Below are 14143 nucleotides of genomic sequence, written 5' to 3' on the forward strand. Positions count from 1 at the left end.
GCGGACGGCGGGTGAGGTGGGGCGACGGCGGTCCGGAGTCCCTGGCGGGGATCCCGGGCCACCGCCGGGGCGGGTGACGCCAGGAGGTGCGGCGTCAGCCGACTGCGGCCAGGTCGGTGAGCCGGGCCAGCGACTCCTCCAGGTCGGCGCCCACCCGGCGCAGGCCAAGGCGCAGCAGGGCCGCCTTGACCGGGCCGGCCGGCCAGCGGACCACTATGAGTCGCACGATGGTCCCGCCCTCCTCCTCGTCCGCGGTGAGCTGGACGTAGATCTCGGTGCGCGCCTCCGCACGAGCACCGGCACCCTTGGCCCGCTCTCGCCAGCCGATCAACGTCGGCTCCTGGTAGGCGATCACCTCGGCCTCATGCGCCGAACCGCGCCCTGCCTGGACCAGTTGCCGCCGGCCGAAGCCCTCTCCGGAGAGCACTTCGGCCGCGCGGACTCCCGCCAGCCAGGCCGGCAACTGCTCGGCCCGCTGTACGACGTCCCAGACCACTTCCATCGGCGCCGCCACGTGCGCACTACGTTCCACGAGGATCATTTCCGTCTTTCCTCCAGTGAGGACATCCCACGATATCGGCACTCTATGCGTTAAATCGGACTTACCTGGACGGGTTCGGAAAAAGACACGCCGATCAACCATTGCGGATTGCGCCAGGCCGGCCTATGGCGCATTCATCGACAGCGCCCTAAAGTCCCGAGCACGTTTCACGTTGACCGGGAGGGCGCGCATGTCGACAGCACCGATGCCCCAGTTCCCCACCGGCTTCCGCTGGGGTGCCTCGACCTCGGCGCACCAGATCGAAGGCGCCGCCACCGCCGACGGTCGCGGACCGTCCATCTGGGACACCTTCGCGCAGACCCCCGGCCGGATCGGCGACGGCAGCACCGGCGAGGTGGCCTGCGACCACTACCACCGGTACGCCGAGGACGTCGCGCTGCTGGCAGGGCTGGGCGTCTCCGCGTACCGGTTCTCGATCGCCTGGCCCCGGGTGCAGCCCACCGGCACCGGTGACGTCAACCCCGCCGGCCTGGACTTCTACGACCGACTCGTTGACGAGCTGCTGTCCGCCGGCATCGATCCGGTCGCCACCCTCTACCACTGGGACCTGCCCCAACCCCTTGAGGACGCCGGCGGTTGGCTGCACCGCGACACCGCCGCCCGGTTCGCCGACTACGCCGAGAAGACCGCCGCACGCCTCGGCGACCGCGTCCGACTGTGGATCACCCTCAACGAGCCGTTCATCCACATGAGCCTCGGCTACGGCATGGGTGAACACGCCCCCGGCCGGATGCTGCTCTTCGACGCGTTTCCCGTCGCCCACCACCAACTGCTCGGCCACGGGCTCGCCGTCGCCGCGCTGCGCAGCCGGAGCAGCAGCCCGGTGGCGATCGCCAACAACTACTCGCCGGTGCGGGTGCTCGGCGACACCGACGCCGACCGCGCCGCCGCAGCCGCGTACGAGGCGCTGCACAACCGCCTCTTCACCGACCCGCTGCTCGGCCGGGGCTACCCGGACCTGCCCGGCTTCGACCCCGACCTCATCCACCCGGGCGACCTCGACACCATCGCCGCCCCGATCGACGTACTGGGGGTCAACTACTACAACCCCACAGGTGTACGGGCTGCGCAGGAAGGTTCGCCCCTGCCGTTCGACCTCGTCCCGCTCGACGGCTACCCGCATACCGCCTTCGACTGGCCGGTGGCCCCCGACGGGCTGCACGAGTTGCTCGGCTGGCTGCGCGACACCTACGGCGACGGGCTGCCGCCCATCGAGATCACCGAGAGCGGCTGCGCGTACGACGACGTACCCGACGCGGACGGGCGGGTGGACGACCGGGAGCGGATCGCGTACCTCGACGGGCACCTGCGTGCCGTACGGGCCGCCCTCGACGACGGCGTGGACGTACGCGGGTACTTCGTCTGGTCGCTGCTTGACAACTGGGAGTGGGCCGAGGGGTTCACCAAGCGCTTCGGGCTTGTGCACGTCGACTACGCCACCCAGACGCGTACGCCGAAGTCGTCGTACACCTGGCTGCGGGACGTGATCGCGGCCAGCCGGGAGGGGTCGGCGCGGTGACCACCGTCGACCCGACACCGGCGGCGCTGCCGGCCGCGCTCGCCGAGCCGACCGCGCCGGTGCGGCGAGGCTGGATCGGGTTGATCTTCGCGGCGAACCTCGGGGTGTGGATGGCGTTCTTCACACCCATCCAGGTGCTGCTGCCGCAGCAGATCGAGCAGATCGCGCCCGGCGACAAGGAGAACATGCTGGCCGTGGTCACCGGCCTCGGTGCGCTGGCAGCGGTGCTCGCCAACCCCCTCGCGGGCGCGCTGTCGGACCGGACCTGCCTGCGGATCGCCGGGCGGGAGTTCGGCCGCCGGCACGTCTGGACCGCCGGCGGGGCGCTGCTCGGCGCGGCGGCCCTGGTGCTGCTGGCCCAGCAGCGGACCATCCTCGGGGTCGCGCTCGGCTGGGTCGCCGCGCAGGTCTGCTTCAACGCGATGCTGGCAAGCCTCACCGCAGCCATCCCGGACCGGGTACCGGTGACGCAGCGCGGCGGCGTGTCCGGCTGGGTGGGTATTCCGCAGGCGCTCGGACTGGTGCTCGGAGCGGTGCTGGTCACCGCACTGGTCACCGGAAACGCCGCCGGCTACCTGGCCATCGCCGTGGCCATCCTGCTGCTGTCGCTGCCGTTCGCGCTGCTCACACCCGACGAGCCACTGCCGCGTACGCACCGGCCAGCGCTGCGGATGCGGGCGCTGCTCGCCTCGATGTGGGTCAGCCCGCGCCAGCACCCGGACTTCGCCTGGGCGTGGATCACCCGGTTCCTGGTCCAGCTCGGCAACGCGCTGGGCACCCTCTACCTGCTGTACTTCCTCACCGACGGCGTGCGTTACCCCGACCCCGAGGGCGGGCTGCTGATGCTGATCCTGCTCTACACGCTCGGCATGATGCTGACCGCCGTGGTCGCCGGCCGGCTGTCGGACCGTTCCGGTCGGCGCAAGATCTACGTGATCGCCTCCGGGCTGATCATGGCGGTGGCGGCGCTGCTGCTCGCGGTCGCGCCGATCTGGCCGATGGCGATCGTCGCCGCCCTGCTGCTCGGCGCCGGATACGGCGTCTACCTCTCGGTGGACGCCGCGCTGATCACGCAGGTGCTGCCCCGGGCCACCGACCGGGCCAAAGACCTCGGCGTCATCAACATCGCCAACTCGGCGCCACAGGTGCTCGGGCCGGCGCTCTCCGCCCCGCTCGTGGTCTACCTGGGCGGCTACCCCACGCTCTACGCGGTCACCGCCGTTGTGACCCTGATCGGCAGCGCACTGGTCGTCAAGATCCGCTCGGTCCCCTGAGCTGTTAGGAAGGGCCCCCTGTACAACACCAGGCGATAAGAAGGGGCCCTTCCTTACTCGGTTGTCCGTCGCCGTAGGCTGGGGGACGTGACGGTACGTGTGCGCTTCGCCCCCTCCCCGACCGGTATGTTCCACGTCGGCGGTGCCCGCTCAGCCCTGCAGAACTGGATCTTCGCCAAGCAGCAGGGCGGCGTGTTCGTGCTCCGCATCGAGGACACCGACGCGGCGCGCAACAAGCCCGAGTGGACCGAGGGCATCCTCACCGCGCTGGAGTGGATCGGCATCTCCCGGGACAGCTACGAGGGGCCGTACTTCCAGTCGACGAACGCCGGTGAGCACCGCGCCGCCGCCGCCCGGCTCTACGAGTCCGGCCGCGCCTACTACTGCGACTGCACCCGCGAGGACGTGCAGGCCCGCACCGGCTCGCAGTACCAGGGCTACGACGGCTACCACCGTGACCTGGGCCTCGCCCCGGGTGAGGGTCGGGCGCTGCGCTTCCGTACGCCGGACGAGGGCGCGACTGTGGTGGTGGACCTGATCCGCGGCGAGCCCACCTTCGAGAACAAGCTCATCGAGGACTTCGTGATCGCCCGGGGCGACGGGTCTCCGGTCTTCCTGCTGGCCAACGTGGTCGACGACATGACCATGGGAATCACCCACGTGATCCGGGCCGAGGAGCACCTGCCCAACACGCCCAAGCAGCAGTTGCTCTGGGAGGCCCTCGGCGTCAAGCCGCCGGTCTGGGCGCACGTACCGGTGGTGGTCAACGAGAAGCGGCAGAAGCTGTCCAAGCGCCGCGACAAGGTGGCACTTGAGGCGTACCGCGAGGAGGGCTACCTCGCCAGCGCGATGCGCAACTATCTGATGCTGCTCGGCTGGGCGCCCTCGGGCGACCGGGAGATCGTGCCCTGGTCCGTGATCGAGGACGAGTTCCGGCTGGACGAGGTCAACCCCTCCCCGGCGTTCTTCGACGAGAAGAAGCTGCGCGCCTTCAACGGCGAGTACATTCGGGCGCTGCCGGTGGACGAGTTCATCGACGCCTGCCAGCCGTGGCTGACCGGCACGGGGACGATCGCGCCGCCGCCGTGGCAGCCCGAGGAGTACGACGCCGCCGCGTTCGCCGCCGTCGCCCCGCTGGCCCAGACCCGGATCGCTGTGCTCAGCGAGATCGTGCCGAACGTCGACTTCCTCTTCCTGGCCTCGCCGCTCATCGACGAGGCGGCCTGGGCCAAGACCATGAAGGACGGCTCCGCCGACCTGCTGGACGCCGCCGTCGCCGCGTTCGAGGCGCTGGAGTCCTGGGACGCCGAGTCGCTGAAGTCGACGTTGGAGGCCGTCGGCGCCGAGCGTGGCCTCAAGCTCGGCAAGACGCAGGCACCCGTCCGGGTCGCTGTCACCGGCCGTACCGTGGGCCTGCCGCTGTTCGAGTCACTTGAGGTGCTCGGTCGGGAGCGCGCCCTGACCCGGATGCGCGCCGCACGCCTCCGCCTCGTCTGACGGTCTCCGGTCGGCGTCACCTGCGCCGGCCCGGGTTCGTCCCCTCGCCCCGCGCGTCCTTTGCTCTGCTTCACTCCACGCACCACTGAGCAGCATTTCTGTTGCGTCCGTTGAAGCAGAGCAAAGGACGTGAAGTGGGGTCACCCGGTTGGCCGAGGCCGGGCAGCGCGAGCCCCAGAAATTTCAGCGACGCGCGGCGCGTCGGCGCCAGAGGAGTCCCGCCACGAGAGACCCCAGCACCACGACCGCCGCGATCGTCCACAGCCACCAGCTCCGCCCGTCCGGGTTGTTGCTCTCCTGCGCGGCAGGCACGGGCGTGCTCGAAGCGGCAGCCGCCCCCTCGGTCGCGACGGCGGTCGGCGACGCCGACGGCACCGCCGACGCGACGGTGGGACCGGCCGCCGAGGCATCCGGACTGGCAGCCGGGGACGGCGGCTGGGCGGCTGTGCCGGTGGTGAGGGTGAACCGCACCTCGCCCTTCACCGGATGACCGTCGTTGGAGGCCACCTGGTAGCCGACGACGTAGAGCCCGGCGGCACCCGGCGTGAACGGCACTCGCACCTTGCTGCCGTCGAAGACGGGCTGCCCGCCAGCGACCACATTGTCCGGACCGGTTATTGTGATCTTCGTCGTAGCCGGAGCGGGTCGGGCCAGAAACCGCAACTCGATCCGGGCCGGCGCGGTCGCCACTCGGGCTCCGTCGCGCGGGTCGCTGCCTGTCAGCGAGTTGTGCGCGGCGGCCGGTGCCGGGGCCAGCAACGACACACCGAACGCCACGCCGAGCACCACTGGCACGATCCGCGCCACACGTGTAACCCTGCCCCCCATGAACCCCTCCCTAAGGGTACGATCCGCCCGCTGATCAACGGCTCATCATTTAGTCGAGCAGAGATCGCAAATAGTTCCAATTACTGTTCCACAAGCTGCAATTCATCGACGTTCTGCGGAGTCTGTGAGAGTGGGCCCGACCGCACGGCCGGTGGCATCACCGGCCGACCGATCCGGACGTCACAACGAAGCCATCCATCGAACGGGGCGAGGAGGCGGGATGGTCCGACAGATGAGGCGGGCACTCGCCGTGCTGGCGGGAACGCTGGCCGCGGCAGTGCTGACGCTCGGCACCACCGGCCCGGCCACCGCAGCGCCGAAGGCCGCGGGTTCGAAGGCCGCGCCCTTGCAGGCCACAGCTTCGAAGGCCCCAGCGCCGAAGTCGCCGCCCGCCGGGGTGGACGTCACCGGCGAAGGACTGGCCGAGCCGCTGCGGCTGCGCTCGGACACCCAGCCCGCACACGTGGTGGCGGTCATCGACCAGGTCAACTTCCTCGGTCGCACCGGCCAGCCGAACGGGCCGAAGGCTGCCAATCTCGGGCCGAAGTACACGGTCGTGGTGCTCGCCGGGGACACCCCGAAGCAGACGTACGACCTCTATCCCAAGGCTGTGGGCGGGCCGCGCGTCTACCGGCCGGCCAAGCAGCCGGACGGCCGCAAGACCAGCGCCGGTTGGTTCCTCGGCCGGCTCAGCATGTCCGAGACGCTGCGCACCGCCGGAGTGCCGCTGGAGCGGCAGTTCGACACGGTCAGCGGCGGCGTGGGTGGCGGTGAGCGGGTGCTCCCGGAGGAGGCCCTCGACCCCGCCAGGGACATCGACGAGGCACTTGGCGAGTTGCAGCGGCTGCTGCTGCTCAACGTCGCGGTGATGCTCACCATCACGATCGGCCTGGCCGGCATCGCCCTGCTGATCCGTCGCCGCACCCGCTGACCAGCCCCACGGCCGTGGACAGCACGGCCGTGGACAGCACGGCCGTGGACAGCACGGCCGTGGACAGCAGAGCCGTGGACAGCAGAGCCGTGGACAGCAGAGCCGTGGACAGCAGAGCCGTGGACAGCAGAGCCGTGGACAGCAGAGCCACGTCGTCAGCAGGGCCGTGGACAGCAGCGCCGCTTCGTCAGCACCAGCGGCGCGGCGGGCGCTCCCGTCGGGTGGCGCGCTGACGTGGCCGGACGGGTCCGTGCCGGTGGGCCCCCGCCCACCCGGGTAGGCCGCTGCGGCAGCCCGCGTCGTCGTCGGGCTCGGCGGGCAGCGCCTGCTCACCGGCCCGCTGACGCGGCACCGGCACGTCGTCGGCCCACTCGGCAGGGCGGCAACCGGCCGGCTCCACCGGGTGCGCCGGGTGCGCCGGCAACCCACCGACCGGCCGACGAGGTTTGCCTGCCCCCTGGTGGTCGTGGTGACCCGGCCGGCAGGGCTCGCCCTGGGCGCAGCCGTTCTCGGCCTCCCCGTGCGCCATCCCGGTCTCCTCACGCTCGCACTCACACGCGGGTGCTCCCCCCGAACGTGCCCTGTCACCGTACTGGCCGGGGCCGACGGGTCGTGCACGCGTACCCGGGGGTCAGTGCTTCGGACGGCGCGGGAAGAGGGTCTCCCACACCGGGAAGGCCACCAACCAGACCACGATCGCGACGGTGAGGCCACGGATCCAGCCGCCCAGTTCACGGGTTCTTTCCGCATCGTTCACCCAGAGGATCGCAGCGCCGAGCAGAGCGCACGCGACGGCCCAGCCGAGCAGTGCCTTGCCCCACTCCCGCCACTCGTAGCGGGTGCGGGCCCAGCCGTAGCGGGGCGGCCGGACCGGCGGCGGGCCACCGGCGAAGCGGTGGGCGAAGCGCTGGTCCGCCCAGCGCACCACCGAGTGGCCGAAGGCCACCGAGAAGCCGAGATAGACGGCGGCGAGGCCGTGGCCGACGCTCGCGGTCGCGCCTCGGCGCAGGTCGATCACCGACGCGACGAGGAGCACCAGGTCCACGAGCGGTACGCAGATCAGCAGCGCCGCTCCGAGCCGTGGCCGGCGCAGTGGGTAGCGGGCCACGAGTCCGGCGGCGAGCACCACCCAGAATGCGATCTCACAGCCGATGATCAAGGCGACCAGCATGTCGACTCCCCTTCGTCGCCACCCAGCGTCGCTGATCAACAGGGCGTTGACCTCGGCACGAGAGACGACATCGTGTCCTCCCTTCGACGGACTCGTCCGCCCGCGAGCGCTCGACGTACCCCTTTCGGCGCATGTCGGGGACGGCGAGGTCCTCCCCCGGTCGGAGCCGGCGGGCCGACGGTTGTGGTGGGATCGGGGCATGCGACGGTGGCTCGGCTCCGGCACCCCCGGCCGGGATCTGATGCTGGCCGGCGCGTCGCTGGCCGGCGGTCTGATCCTGTACGGCCTCGGTTGGCAACCGCAGGTCCGTCCGCACCCGGACGTGCCGCAGGTGCTGTTCCTGCCGCCGCTGCTCGCGGTCTGCGTGGCAGTGGGCCTGCGCCGCGTCGCCCCGCGCGCGAGCCTGGCCGTCGGCACCGGGGCGCTGGTCGTGGACACCGCGCTCGGCTCCTCGCTGGGGACGATCCTGATCTACACCCAGGTGCTCTACGACGCCTGCGTGTACGGCCCGCCACGCCTGTGGCGGTGGTTGCTGCGGGTGACCGTCGGGCTGAGCCTGCTCGGCGCTGTGGTCGGCGTGGTCGGGTTCGGGCAGTGGCGCGGCGTCGCCGTCGGGGTGCCTGTGGTGCTCGCCGGGGTGCTGCCGGTGCTGACCGGGATCAGCGTGCGGCAGTACCGCGACCAGGCTGCCGCCGAGCGGGCGCGCGCCGAGCAGACCGCCCGGCTGGTCGAGTTGGACCGCCGGCAGGCGGTGAGCGCCGAGCGCGCCCGGATGGCCCGGGAGTTGCACGACGTCGTCGCCAACCACCTCAGCGCGGTGGCCATCCACGCCACCGCCGCGCTGTCCGTGCCAGGGTTGGCTCGCGGCCAGGTCGAGTCGGCGTTGCGGGTGATCCGGGAGAGCAGCGTGCAGGGACTGGCGGAGATGCGGCAGATGATCGACGTGCTCCGCGAGCCCGGGGCCGGCGACGGACAGCCCTCGGCGGGTGGCGATCCTGCCCTGCCGGATGCGGTCACTGCGCGCCTTGCCGAGGCGGACGGGTTGGTCGAGCGGATCCGGGCCGCCGGCCTCGCCGTGCGGATGCGCACCGACGGCACGCCCGGCCCGCTGCCCGTGGGGGTGGACCTCGCCGCGTACCGGATCGTGCAGGAGTCGCTCACCAACGCGCTCAAGCACGGCACGGGCGAGGCGGAGCTGACAATCGCGTACCGGCCGGCGGAGGTGGTGCTGACCGTGGAGAACCCGGTGCGCCCGGGCGGGACGGACCTGGAGGGCGCCGGGGCCGGGCTGATCGGAATGCGGGAGCGGGCCACGCTCCTGGCCGGCCAGTTCGCCGCCGGACCGCACGACGGCCACTGGCAGGTCCGGGCCGCGCTGCCCACCGGGGTGGGCGGATGACCGGGCCGGCGCGCGACCCGGGCGACGCGGCACCGCCGGTGCGGGTGGTGCTCGCCGACGACCAACCGGCGGTACGCGCGGGGCTGGCCCTGATCCTGGCCGGCTCGCCGGGCATCGAGGTGGTAGGCGAGGCGGGCGACGGCGACGAGGCGGTACGCCTGTGCCGCGAGTTGCACCCCGACGTGGCGGTGCTGGACATCCGGATGCCCCGCCTGGACGGGATCGCCGCGACCCGGACGATCGTCGCCGACGGGCTCGCCGACGTGCTGGTCCTCACCACATTCGACCTCGACGAGTACGTCTTCGGCGCGCTCCGCGCCGGTGCGGCGGGTTTCCTGCTGAAGGACACCGACGCCGCCGGGCTGGTCGCGGCGGTGCGCACCGTCGCGCGGGGCGACGGGTTCATCGCCCCCGCGGTGACCCGCCGGTTGATCACCGCCTTCGCGGCCACCGCGCCGTCCGCGTCGGCCGACAGCCGGGCCGCGCTGGACACGCTCACCCCACGGGAGCGTGACGTGCTTGCCTGCCTCGGGCTCGGGCTGTCCAACCAGCAGATCGCCGACCGGCTGGCGCTTGCGGAGAGCACCGCCAAGACGCACGTGAGCCGGATCCTGGCGAAGCTGGACCTGCGCAGCCGGGTGCAGGCCGCGATCCTGGCCCAGGAGTTGGGCCCGCCCACTCCCCCGCAGCCCTGAACCGGGGGTGGTCCCAACGGGACACCGACGGGTGCCCCGGCTGCCGTACGCTGCGCGCCATCGATGCCGATGGCGGCTGCCCCGAAATGGAGACGACGTGCGACGGTGGTGGGGGACGACGGTCCTTGTGGCGCTGACCGTGGGGGCAGGCGGTTGCGACAGCCTTCTATCCGAGGAGAAGCTCTCAACCTTCGCTCCCGAGGCGGGGGTGTGCCACGCCACCGCGTCCAACGAGCGCAGCCCAAAGTCGTACACACCGATCCCCTGCTCTTCGAAGCACGAGGTGGAGACATTCCTGGTCGGCCGGTTCGACGGCGCGGACGCCGCCGCCAAGGCGCCGCCGGCAGCCGACACCGAGGCGATCTGGCGGGTGTACGAATCCTGCGACGCCGAGGCTGCCCGTTTCCTGGGCGGCGAGTGGCGCGAGTCGCGGCTGGCCATGCGGGCGCTGACCCCGTCGGCGGCGCGGCGGAAGGCCGGCGAGCGGTGGTACCGCTGCGACCTGCTGGAGATGCATGCGGTGGACCGGTGGTTCCCGAACCCCCGGGCGAACAGCCTGCGCAACGGACTGACCGGCGATTCGCCACTGCGGTACACCTGTTTCACCGAACCGGCCGAGTCCGGCGACACCGTCGACCTACCGCCCGCCTCCTGCTCCGGGCCACACGCCACCGAGTTCGCCGGGATCTGGTGGGCCGAACCGGAGGTCGAGGAGATCACCGACGAGGTCCTGGACGCGGGGTGCCTGTCGACCGTCTCCGAGTACGTCGGGGCACCAGCGGGAGACCTGGACGGCCGGCTCGACGTGTTCGCGTTGCTGCCGGAGAGCGAGCCCGAGTGGCTGGCGGGCACGCCCGGCGTCTGGTGCTTCCTCTACAGCCCTGATCGGCCGCTCAACACGTCGCTGAAAGGTGTCGGCCGTACCGGCCTCGCGGAGGCCCGTTGACCGGTGCCGGCGTGGATGGCCTGCTCACGACATGTCAGGCTAGGGCGGTGAGTGCGCCCGGCGGTGGAGAGCTGTCGGCCACGCTGCGCCGGATCGAGCGTTCGGCGGGAGCGTTGGCCACTGCCAGCGTGGCCCGGATGGACGAGACGCTGCCGTGGTTCCGCGCCCTGCCGGCCGACCAGCGCTCCTGGGTGATGCTGGTCGCGCAGGCCGGTGCCCGGTCGCTGGTGGAGTGGCTGCGCGACGGCGGCGGCACGGCGGACAGCACGCAGGAGGTCTCCGACGAGGTCTTCGCCACCGCGCCGCTGGCGCTGGCCCGGTCGATCACCCTTCAACAGACCGTGGCGCTGATCAAGGTGACCATCGACGTGGTCGAGGAGCAGGTGTCGCAACTGGCCGTCGAGGGTGAGGAGCAGCAGCTGCGCGAGGCGGTGCTGCGCTTCTCCCGGGAGATCGCCTTCTCTGCGGCCCGCGTGTACGCGCGGGCCGCAGAGTCGCGGGGGGCGTGGGACGCGAGGTTGCAGGCGCTGCTTGTCGACGCCCTGCTGCGCGGTGACTCGCCGGACGTCCTGGCCAGCCGGGCGGCCGCGCTGGGCTGGGCGGACGCGCCGCCGGTCGCGGTTGCGGTCGGTCGTTCCCCGGGCGGGGAGGTCTCCGCCGTGCTGCACGTCGTCTACCGGTTGGCCCGGCGGATCGACGTCGAGGTGATCGGCGGGGTGCACGGCGACCGGCTGGTGATCGTGCTGGGCGGCGCGGCTGATCCGCTGAGCGCGGCGGGCAAGTTGCTCGACGCGTTCGGGGAGGGCCCGGTGGTGGTCGGTCCGGCCGTACCCAGTCTGGACGAGGCCACGGAATCGGCGCGGGCCGCGCTGTCCGGTTTCCGGGCCGCGCCGGCGTGGCCGACGGCCCCGCGGCCGGTGCCAGCCGACGACCTGTTGCCGGAGCGCGCCCTGGCCGGCGACGCGGAGGCACGTCGACGGCTGCGGCACGACGTGTACGCGACGCTTGTCCGCGCCGGTGGCGAGCTGCTGGAGACCCTTGACGCCTTCCTGGCCGCCGGTGGCACGTTGGAGAGCGCGGCGCGGGCGCTGTTCGTGCACCCGAACACGGTGCGCTACCGGCTGCGCCGCATCGCCGAGGTGACAGGCTTTTCGCCGCTGTCGCCCCGGGACTCGTTCGCGCTCCAGGTGGCGTTGACCGTCGGCCGGCTGGATCCGGTGGCGCCTGTCACATCGTCAGTCCCGACCCAGACATTGACCCCGGCAACCCGGAAATCCGCTCAAATCAGCGACGATACTGGCCGATCTTTGTAGGAACCCTCCAAAGGTCCTAGTGTGGTTTGGTCCGGGCCGGCACAGCGTTCCGTAGCGGCATCCGGAAGAGTCATAGGCGTGCTCGCCGTACTTAGTCCCGGCCAGGGTTCTCAGAAGCCCGGCTTCCTGACCCCCTGGCTCGACCTGACCGGCACCGAGGCACGGCTGCGGTCGTGGTCCGAGCTGGCAGGGGTCGACCTGGTGCACCTGGGCACCGAGGCTGACGCCGACGAGATCAAGGACACCGCCCGCACCCAGCCGCTGCTCGTCGCCGCGGCGCTGCTCGCCGCCGGGCACCTGCCGCTGCACGACGTGTCGGTCACCGCCGGGCACAGCGTCGGCGAACTGGGCGCCGCTGCGCTCGCCGGGGTGCTGTCGCCCGAGGCGGCGATCACGCTCGCCGGTGTGCGGGGCCGGGAAATGGCCGCCGCGTGTGCGCTGGAGCCGACCGGGATGGCCGCCGTGCTCGGTGGGGACCCGGACGAGGTGCTCGCCGCGATCGAGGGGCACGGTCTGTATCCGGCCAACCGCAACGGCGCCGGGCAGATCGTCGCCGCCGGCGCGCTGGACGGCCTGGACAAGCTCGCCGCCGAGCGACCGTCGAAGGCCCGCGTCATCCGACTTCAGGTGGCGGGCGCGTTCCACACCCCGTACATGGCTCCGGCCGAGACCGCGCTGGCCACGGAGGCCGCCGGGATCACCTCCGCCGACCCGGCGCGGATCCTGCTGTCGAACCTCGACGGCACCTCCGTCACCGACGGCCAGGAGCTGGTGCGACGCCTGGTCCGTCAGGTCACCGCCCCGGTCCGCTGGGACCTGTGCATGCGCACGCTGGCCGACCTGGGCGTGACCGGGGTGATCGAGCTGCCCCCGGCCGGCACCCTCTCCGGCCTTGTGAAGCGCGAGCTCAAGGGCGACGGCGCGCCCGAGATCGTCACCCTCAACACGCCGGACGACCTGCCGGCCGCGCGGGATCTCATCGCCCGTCACGGCACACCGGGCCAACCGCTCGCCCCCATCGGAGGACACTCATGACCGGCAGTCGCATCGTCTCGATGGGGCACTACCAGCCCTCCCGGGTGGTGACGAACGACGACATCGCCCAGCTCGTCGACACCAACGACGAGTGGATCCGGGACCGCGTCGGCATCGCCACCCGGCGCATCGCCGACAGCGAGACGGTTGCCGACATGGCCGCCGCCGCAGCCGGCAAGGCGCTTGCCAACTCCGGTTTGAGCGCCGCCGACATCGACCTCGTCGTTGTCGCCACCTGCTCGTCGATCGACCGCAGCCCCAACGTGGCCTGCCGGGTCGCCGCCAAGCTTGGCATCACCGCGCCGGGCGCGTTCGACGTCAACACCGCCTGCTCGGGCTTCGCCTACGCGCTCGGCATCGTCGACCACGCCGTCCGGGCCGGGGCGTCCCGCAACGCCCTCGTCATCGGTGCGGAGAAGCTCTCCGACTTCACCGACTGGACCGACCGCTCCACCTGCATCATCTTCGCTGACGGCGCCGGCGCCGCGGTGGTCACCGCCACCGCCGACGACGAGCCCGCCGGCATCGGCCCGGTGGTCTGGGGCTCGGTGCCGGAGAAGAGCGACGCGGTACGCATCGAGGGCTGGCGCCCGTACATCCAGCAGGAGGGGCAGTCGGTGTTCCGCTGGGCCACCACGGCGCTCGCGCCGCTGGCCCTGCAGGCATGCGAGCGCGCCGGGGTCGACCCGTCGGAGCTTGCCGCGTTCGTGCCGCACCAGGCCAACGGGCGGATCATCGACGGCATCGCCAAGCGGCTCAACATCCCGAATGCGATCATCGCCAAGGACATCGTGGAGTCGGGCAACACGTCGGCGGCGAGCGTACCGCTGGCTCTGTCCAAGCTTGTCGAGCGGCGCGAGGTGCCCTCGGGCGCCCCGGTGCTGCTGTTCGGCTTCGGCGGTGGCCTGACCTACGCCGGTCAGGTCGTCCGCTGCCCCTGATGAACCCCCTCGGGCGCGTACGCGTCGAGGAG

At 72.0% G+C, this 14143-nt stretch carries 13 protein-coding genes and 1 pseudogene; 10 read left to right on the plus strand and 4 right to left on the minus strand.

Going from position 1 to position 14143, the window contains the following annotated elements; genetic code table 11:
* Window positions 1–94: 94 nt before the first annotated feature.
* The gene (locus ACLQ23_RS23205; protein ID WP_053653175.1) at window positions 95–541 is read right to left on the minus strand and encodes an SRPBCC family protein; all 447 of its coding nucleotides are present in this window, start codon (window positions 539–541) and stop codon (window positions 95–97) included.
* A gap of 190 nt (window positions 542–731) precedes the next feature.
* On the opposite strand from ACLQ23_RS23205, the gene ACLQ23_RS23210 reads away from it, so the two are divergent.
* From ACLQ23_RS23210 to gltX, 3 genes are all read left to right on the plus strand, one after another.
* Window positions 732–2081, plus strand: coding sequence for a GH1 family beta-glucosidase (locus tag ACLQ23_RS23210; protein ID WP_355630682.1), 1350 nt, complete (start codon window positions 732–734; stop codon window positions 2079–2081).
* Window positions 2078–3355 carry an MFS transporter gene (locus tag ACLQ23_RS23215; RefSeq protein WP_355595209.1) on the plus strand — a complete coding sequence of 426 codons (1278 nt, stop codon included), beginning with the start codon at window positions 2078–2080 and terminating at the stop codon, window positions 3353–3355. Before ACLQ23_RS23210 ends, ACLQ23_RS23215 begins: the two co-directional genes overlap by 4 nt.
* A gap of 87 nt (window positions 3356–3442) precedes the next feature.
* Window positions 3443–4852 (plus strand): glutamate--tRNA ligase, encoded by a 1410-nt coding sequence (gene gltX, locus ACLQ23_RS23220; RefSeq protein ID WP_425881070.1) that lies wholly within the window; start codon window positions 3443–3445, stop codon window positions 4850–4852.
* Between the two features lie 183 nt (window positions 4853–5035).
* On the opposite strand, the gene ACLQ23_RS23225 is transcribed toward gltX, so the two are convergent.
* Window positions 5036–5680 carry a copper resistance CopC family protein gene (locus ACLQ23_RS23225; protein ID WP_425881071.1) on the minus strand — a complete coding sequence of 215 codons (645 nt, stop codon included), beginning with the start codon at window positions 5678–5680 and terminating at the stop codon, window positions 5036–5038.
* 220 nt (window positions 5681–5900) lie between these two features.
* Here ACLQ23_RS23225 and ACLQ23_RS23230 point away from each other — a divergent pair, with 220 nt between their 5' ends.
* Window positions 5901–6611, plus strand: coding sequence for a hypothetical protein (locus ACLQ23_RS23230; RefSeq protein WP_355630687.1), 711 nt, complete (start codon window positions 5901–5903; stop codon window positions 6609–6611).
* Window positions 6612–6798: 187 nt separating this feature from the next.
* Here the strand turns inward: ACLQ23_RS23230 and ACLQ23_RS23235 are convergent, their stop codons facing one another.
* Together ACLQ23_RS23235 and ACLQ23_RS23240 are read right to left on the minus strand one after the other, a co-directional pair.
* On the minus strand, window positions 6799–7140 hold the full coding sequence (locus tag ACLQ23_RS23235) for a hypothetical protein (RefSeq protein WP_425881072.1): 342 nt from the start codon (window positions 7138–7140) through the stop codon (window positions 6799–6801).
* A gap of 102 nt (window positions 7141–7242) precedes the next feature.
* The gene (locus ACLQ23_RS23240; protein ID WP_355595199.1) at window positions 7243–7782 is read right to left on the minus strand and encodes a hypothetical protein; all 540 of its coding nucleotides are present in this window, start codon (window positions 7780–7782) and stop codon (window positions 7243–7245) included.
* 199 nt (window positions 7783–7981) lie between these two features.
* Here ACLQ23_RS23240 and ACLQ23_RS23245 point away from each other — a divergent pair, with 199 nt between their 5' ends.
* The 6 genes and pseudogenes from ACLQ23_RS23245 (at window position 7982) to ACLQ23_RS23270 (ending at window position 14111) form a co-directional block, all read left to right on the plus strand.
* Entirely contained in the window at window positions 7982–9181 is a 1200-nt protein-coding gene (locus ACLQ23_RS23245) for a sensor histidine kinase (RefSeq protein ID WP_355595197.1), read from the plus strand.
* Complete coding sequence (locus ACLQ23_RS23250) at window positions 9178–9876, plus strand: response regulator transcription factor (RefSeq protein WP_355595195.1); 699 nt, start codon at window positions 9178–9180, stop codon at window positions 9874–9876. Before ACLQ23_RS23245 ends, ACLQ23_RS23250 begins: the two co-directional genes overlap by 4 nt.
* 97 nt (window positions 9877–9973) lie before the next feature.
* Window positions 9974–10822, plus strand: coding sequence for a septum formation family protein (locus ACLQ23_RS23255; RefSeq protein ID WP_425881073.1), 849 nt, complete (start codon window positions 9974–9976; stop codon window positions 10820–10822).
* Window positions 10823–10845: 23 nt separating this feature from the next.
* Window positions 10846–12135: pseudogene (locus tag ACLQ23_RS23260) on the plus strand (PucR family transcriptional regulator); the annotation flags it as partial.
* Between the two features lie 78 nt (window positions 12136–12213).
* Window positions 12214–13170: an ACP S-malonyltransferase gene (locus ACLQ23_RS23265; protein ID WP_355630696.1), complete on the plus strand. Its 957-nt coding sequence runs from the start codon at window positions 12214–12216 to the stop codon at window positions 13168–13170.
* Window positions 13167–14111, plus strand: a complete 945-nt coding sequence (locus tag ACLQ23_RS23270) for a beta-ketoacyl-ACP synthase III (RefSeq protein ID WP_053653163.1) — start codon at window positions 13167–13169, stop codon at window positions 14109–14111. The genes ACLQ23_RS23265 and ACLQ23_RS23270 overlap by 4 nt, the downstream gene beginning before the upstream one ends.
* Window positions 14112–14143: the final 32 nt, after the last annotated feature.

Origin of the sequence: Micromonospora sp. DT41, from assembly GCF_049841715.1 — a bacterium.
GTDB lineage: Bacteria > Actinomycetota > Actinomycetes > Mycobacteriales > Micromonosporaceae > Micromonospora > Micromonospora profundi.

What these genes read in the sequence shown, in the direction of transcription:
- ACLQ23_RS23205 (WP_053653175.1), bottom strand. Translation starts at nt 541, where the DNA reads ATGATCCTCGTGGAACGTAGTGCGCACGTGGCGGCGCCGATGGAAGTG.
- ACLQ23_RS23210 (WP_355630682.1), top strand. Translation starts at nt 732, where the DNA reads ATGTCGACAGCACCGATGCCCCAGTTCCCCACCGGCTTCCGCTGGGGT.
- ACLQ23_RS23225 (WP_425881071.1), bottom strand. Translation starts at nt 5,680, where the DNA reads ATGGGGGGCAGGGTTACACGTGTGGCGCGGATCGTGCCAGTGGTGCTC.
- ACLQ23_RS23230 (WP_355630687.1), top strand. Translation starts at nt 5,901, where the DNA reads ATGGTCCGACAGATGAGGCGGGCACTCGCCGTGCTGGCGGGAACGCTG.
- ACLQ23_RS23235 (WP_425881072.1), bottom strand. Translation starts at nt 7,140, where the DNA reads ATGGCGCACGGGGAGGCCGAGAACGGCTGCGCCCAGGGCGAGCCCTGC.
- ACLQ23_RS23240 (WP_355595199.1), bottom strand. Translation starts at nt 7,782, where the DNA reads ATGCTGGTCGCCTTGATCATCGGCTGTGAGATCGCATTCTGGGTGGTG.
- ACLQ23_RS23245 (WP_355595197.1), top strand. Translation starts at nt 7,982, where the DNA reads ATGCGACGGTGGCTCGGCTCCGGCACCCCCGGCCGGGATCTGATGCTG.
- ACLQ23_RS23250 (WP_355595195.1), top strand. Translation starts at nt 9,178, where the DNA reads ATGACCGGGCCGGCGCGCGACCCGGGCGACGCGGCACCGCCGGTGCGG.
- ACLQ23_RS23270 (WP_053653163.1), top strand. Translation starts at nt 13,167, where the DNA reads ATGACCGGCAGTCGCATCGTCTCGATGGGGCACTACCAGCCCTCCCGG.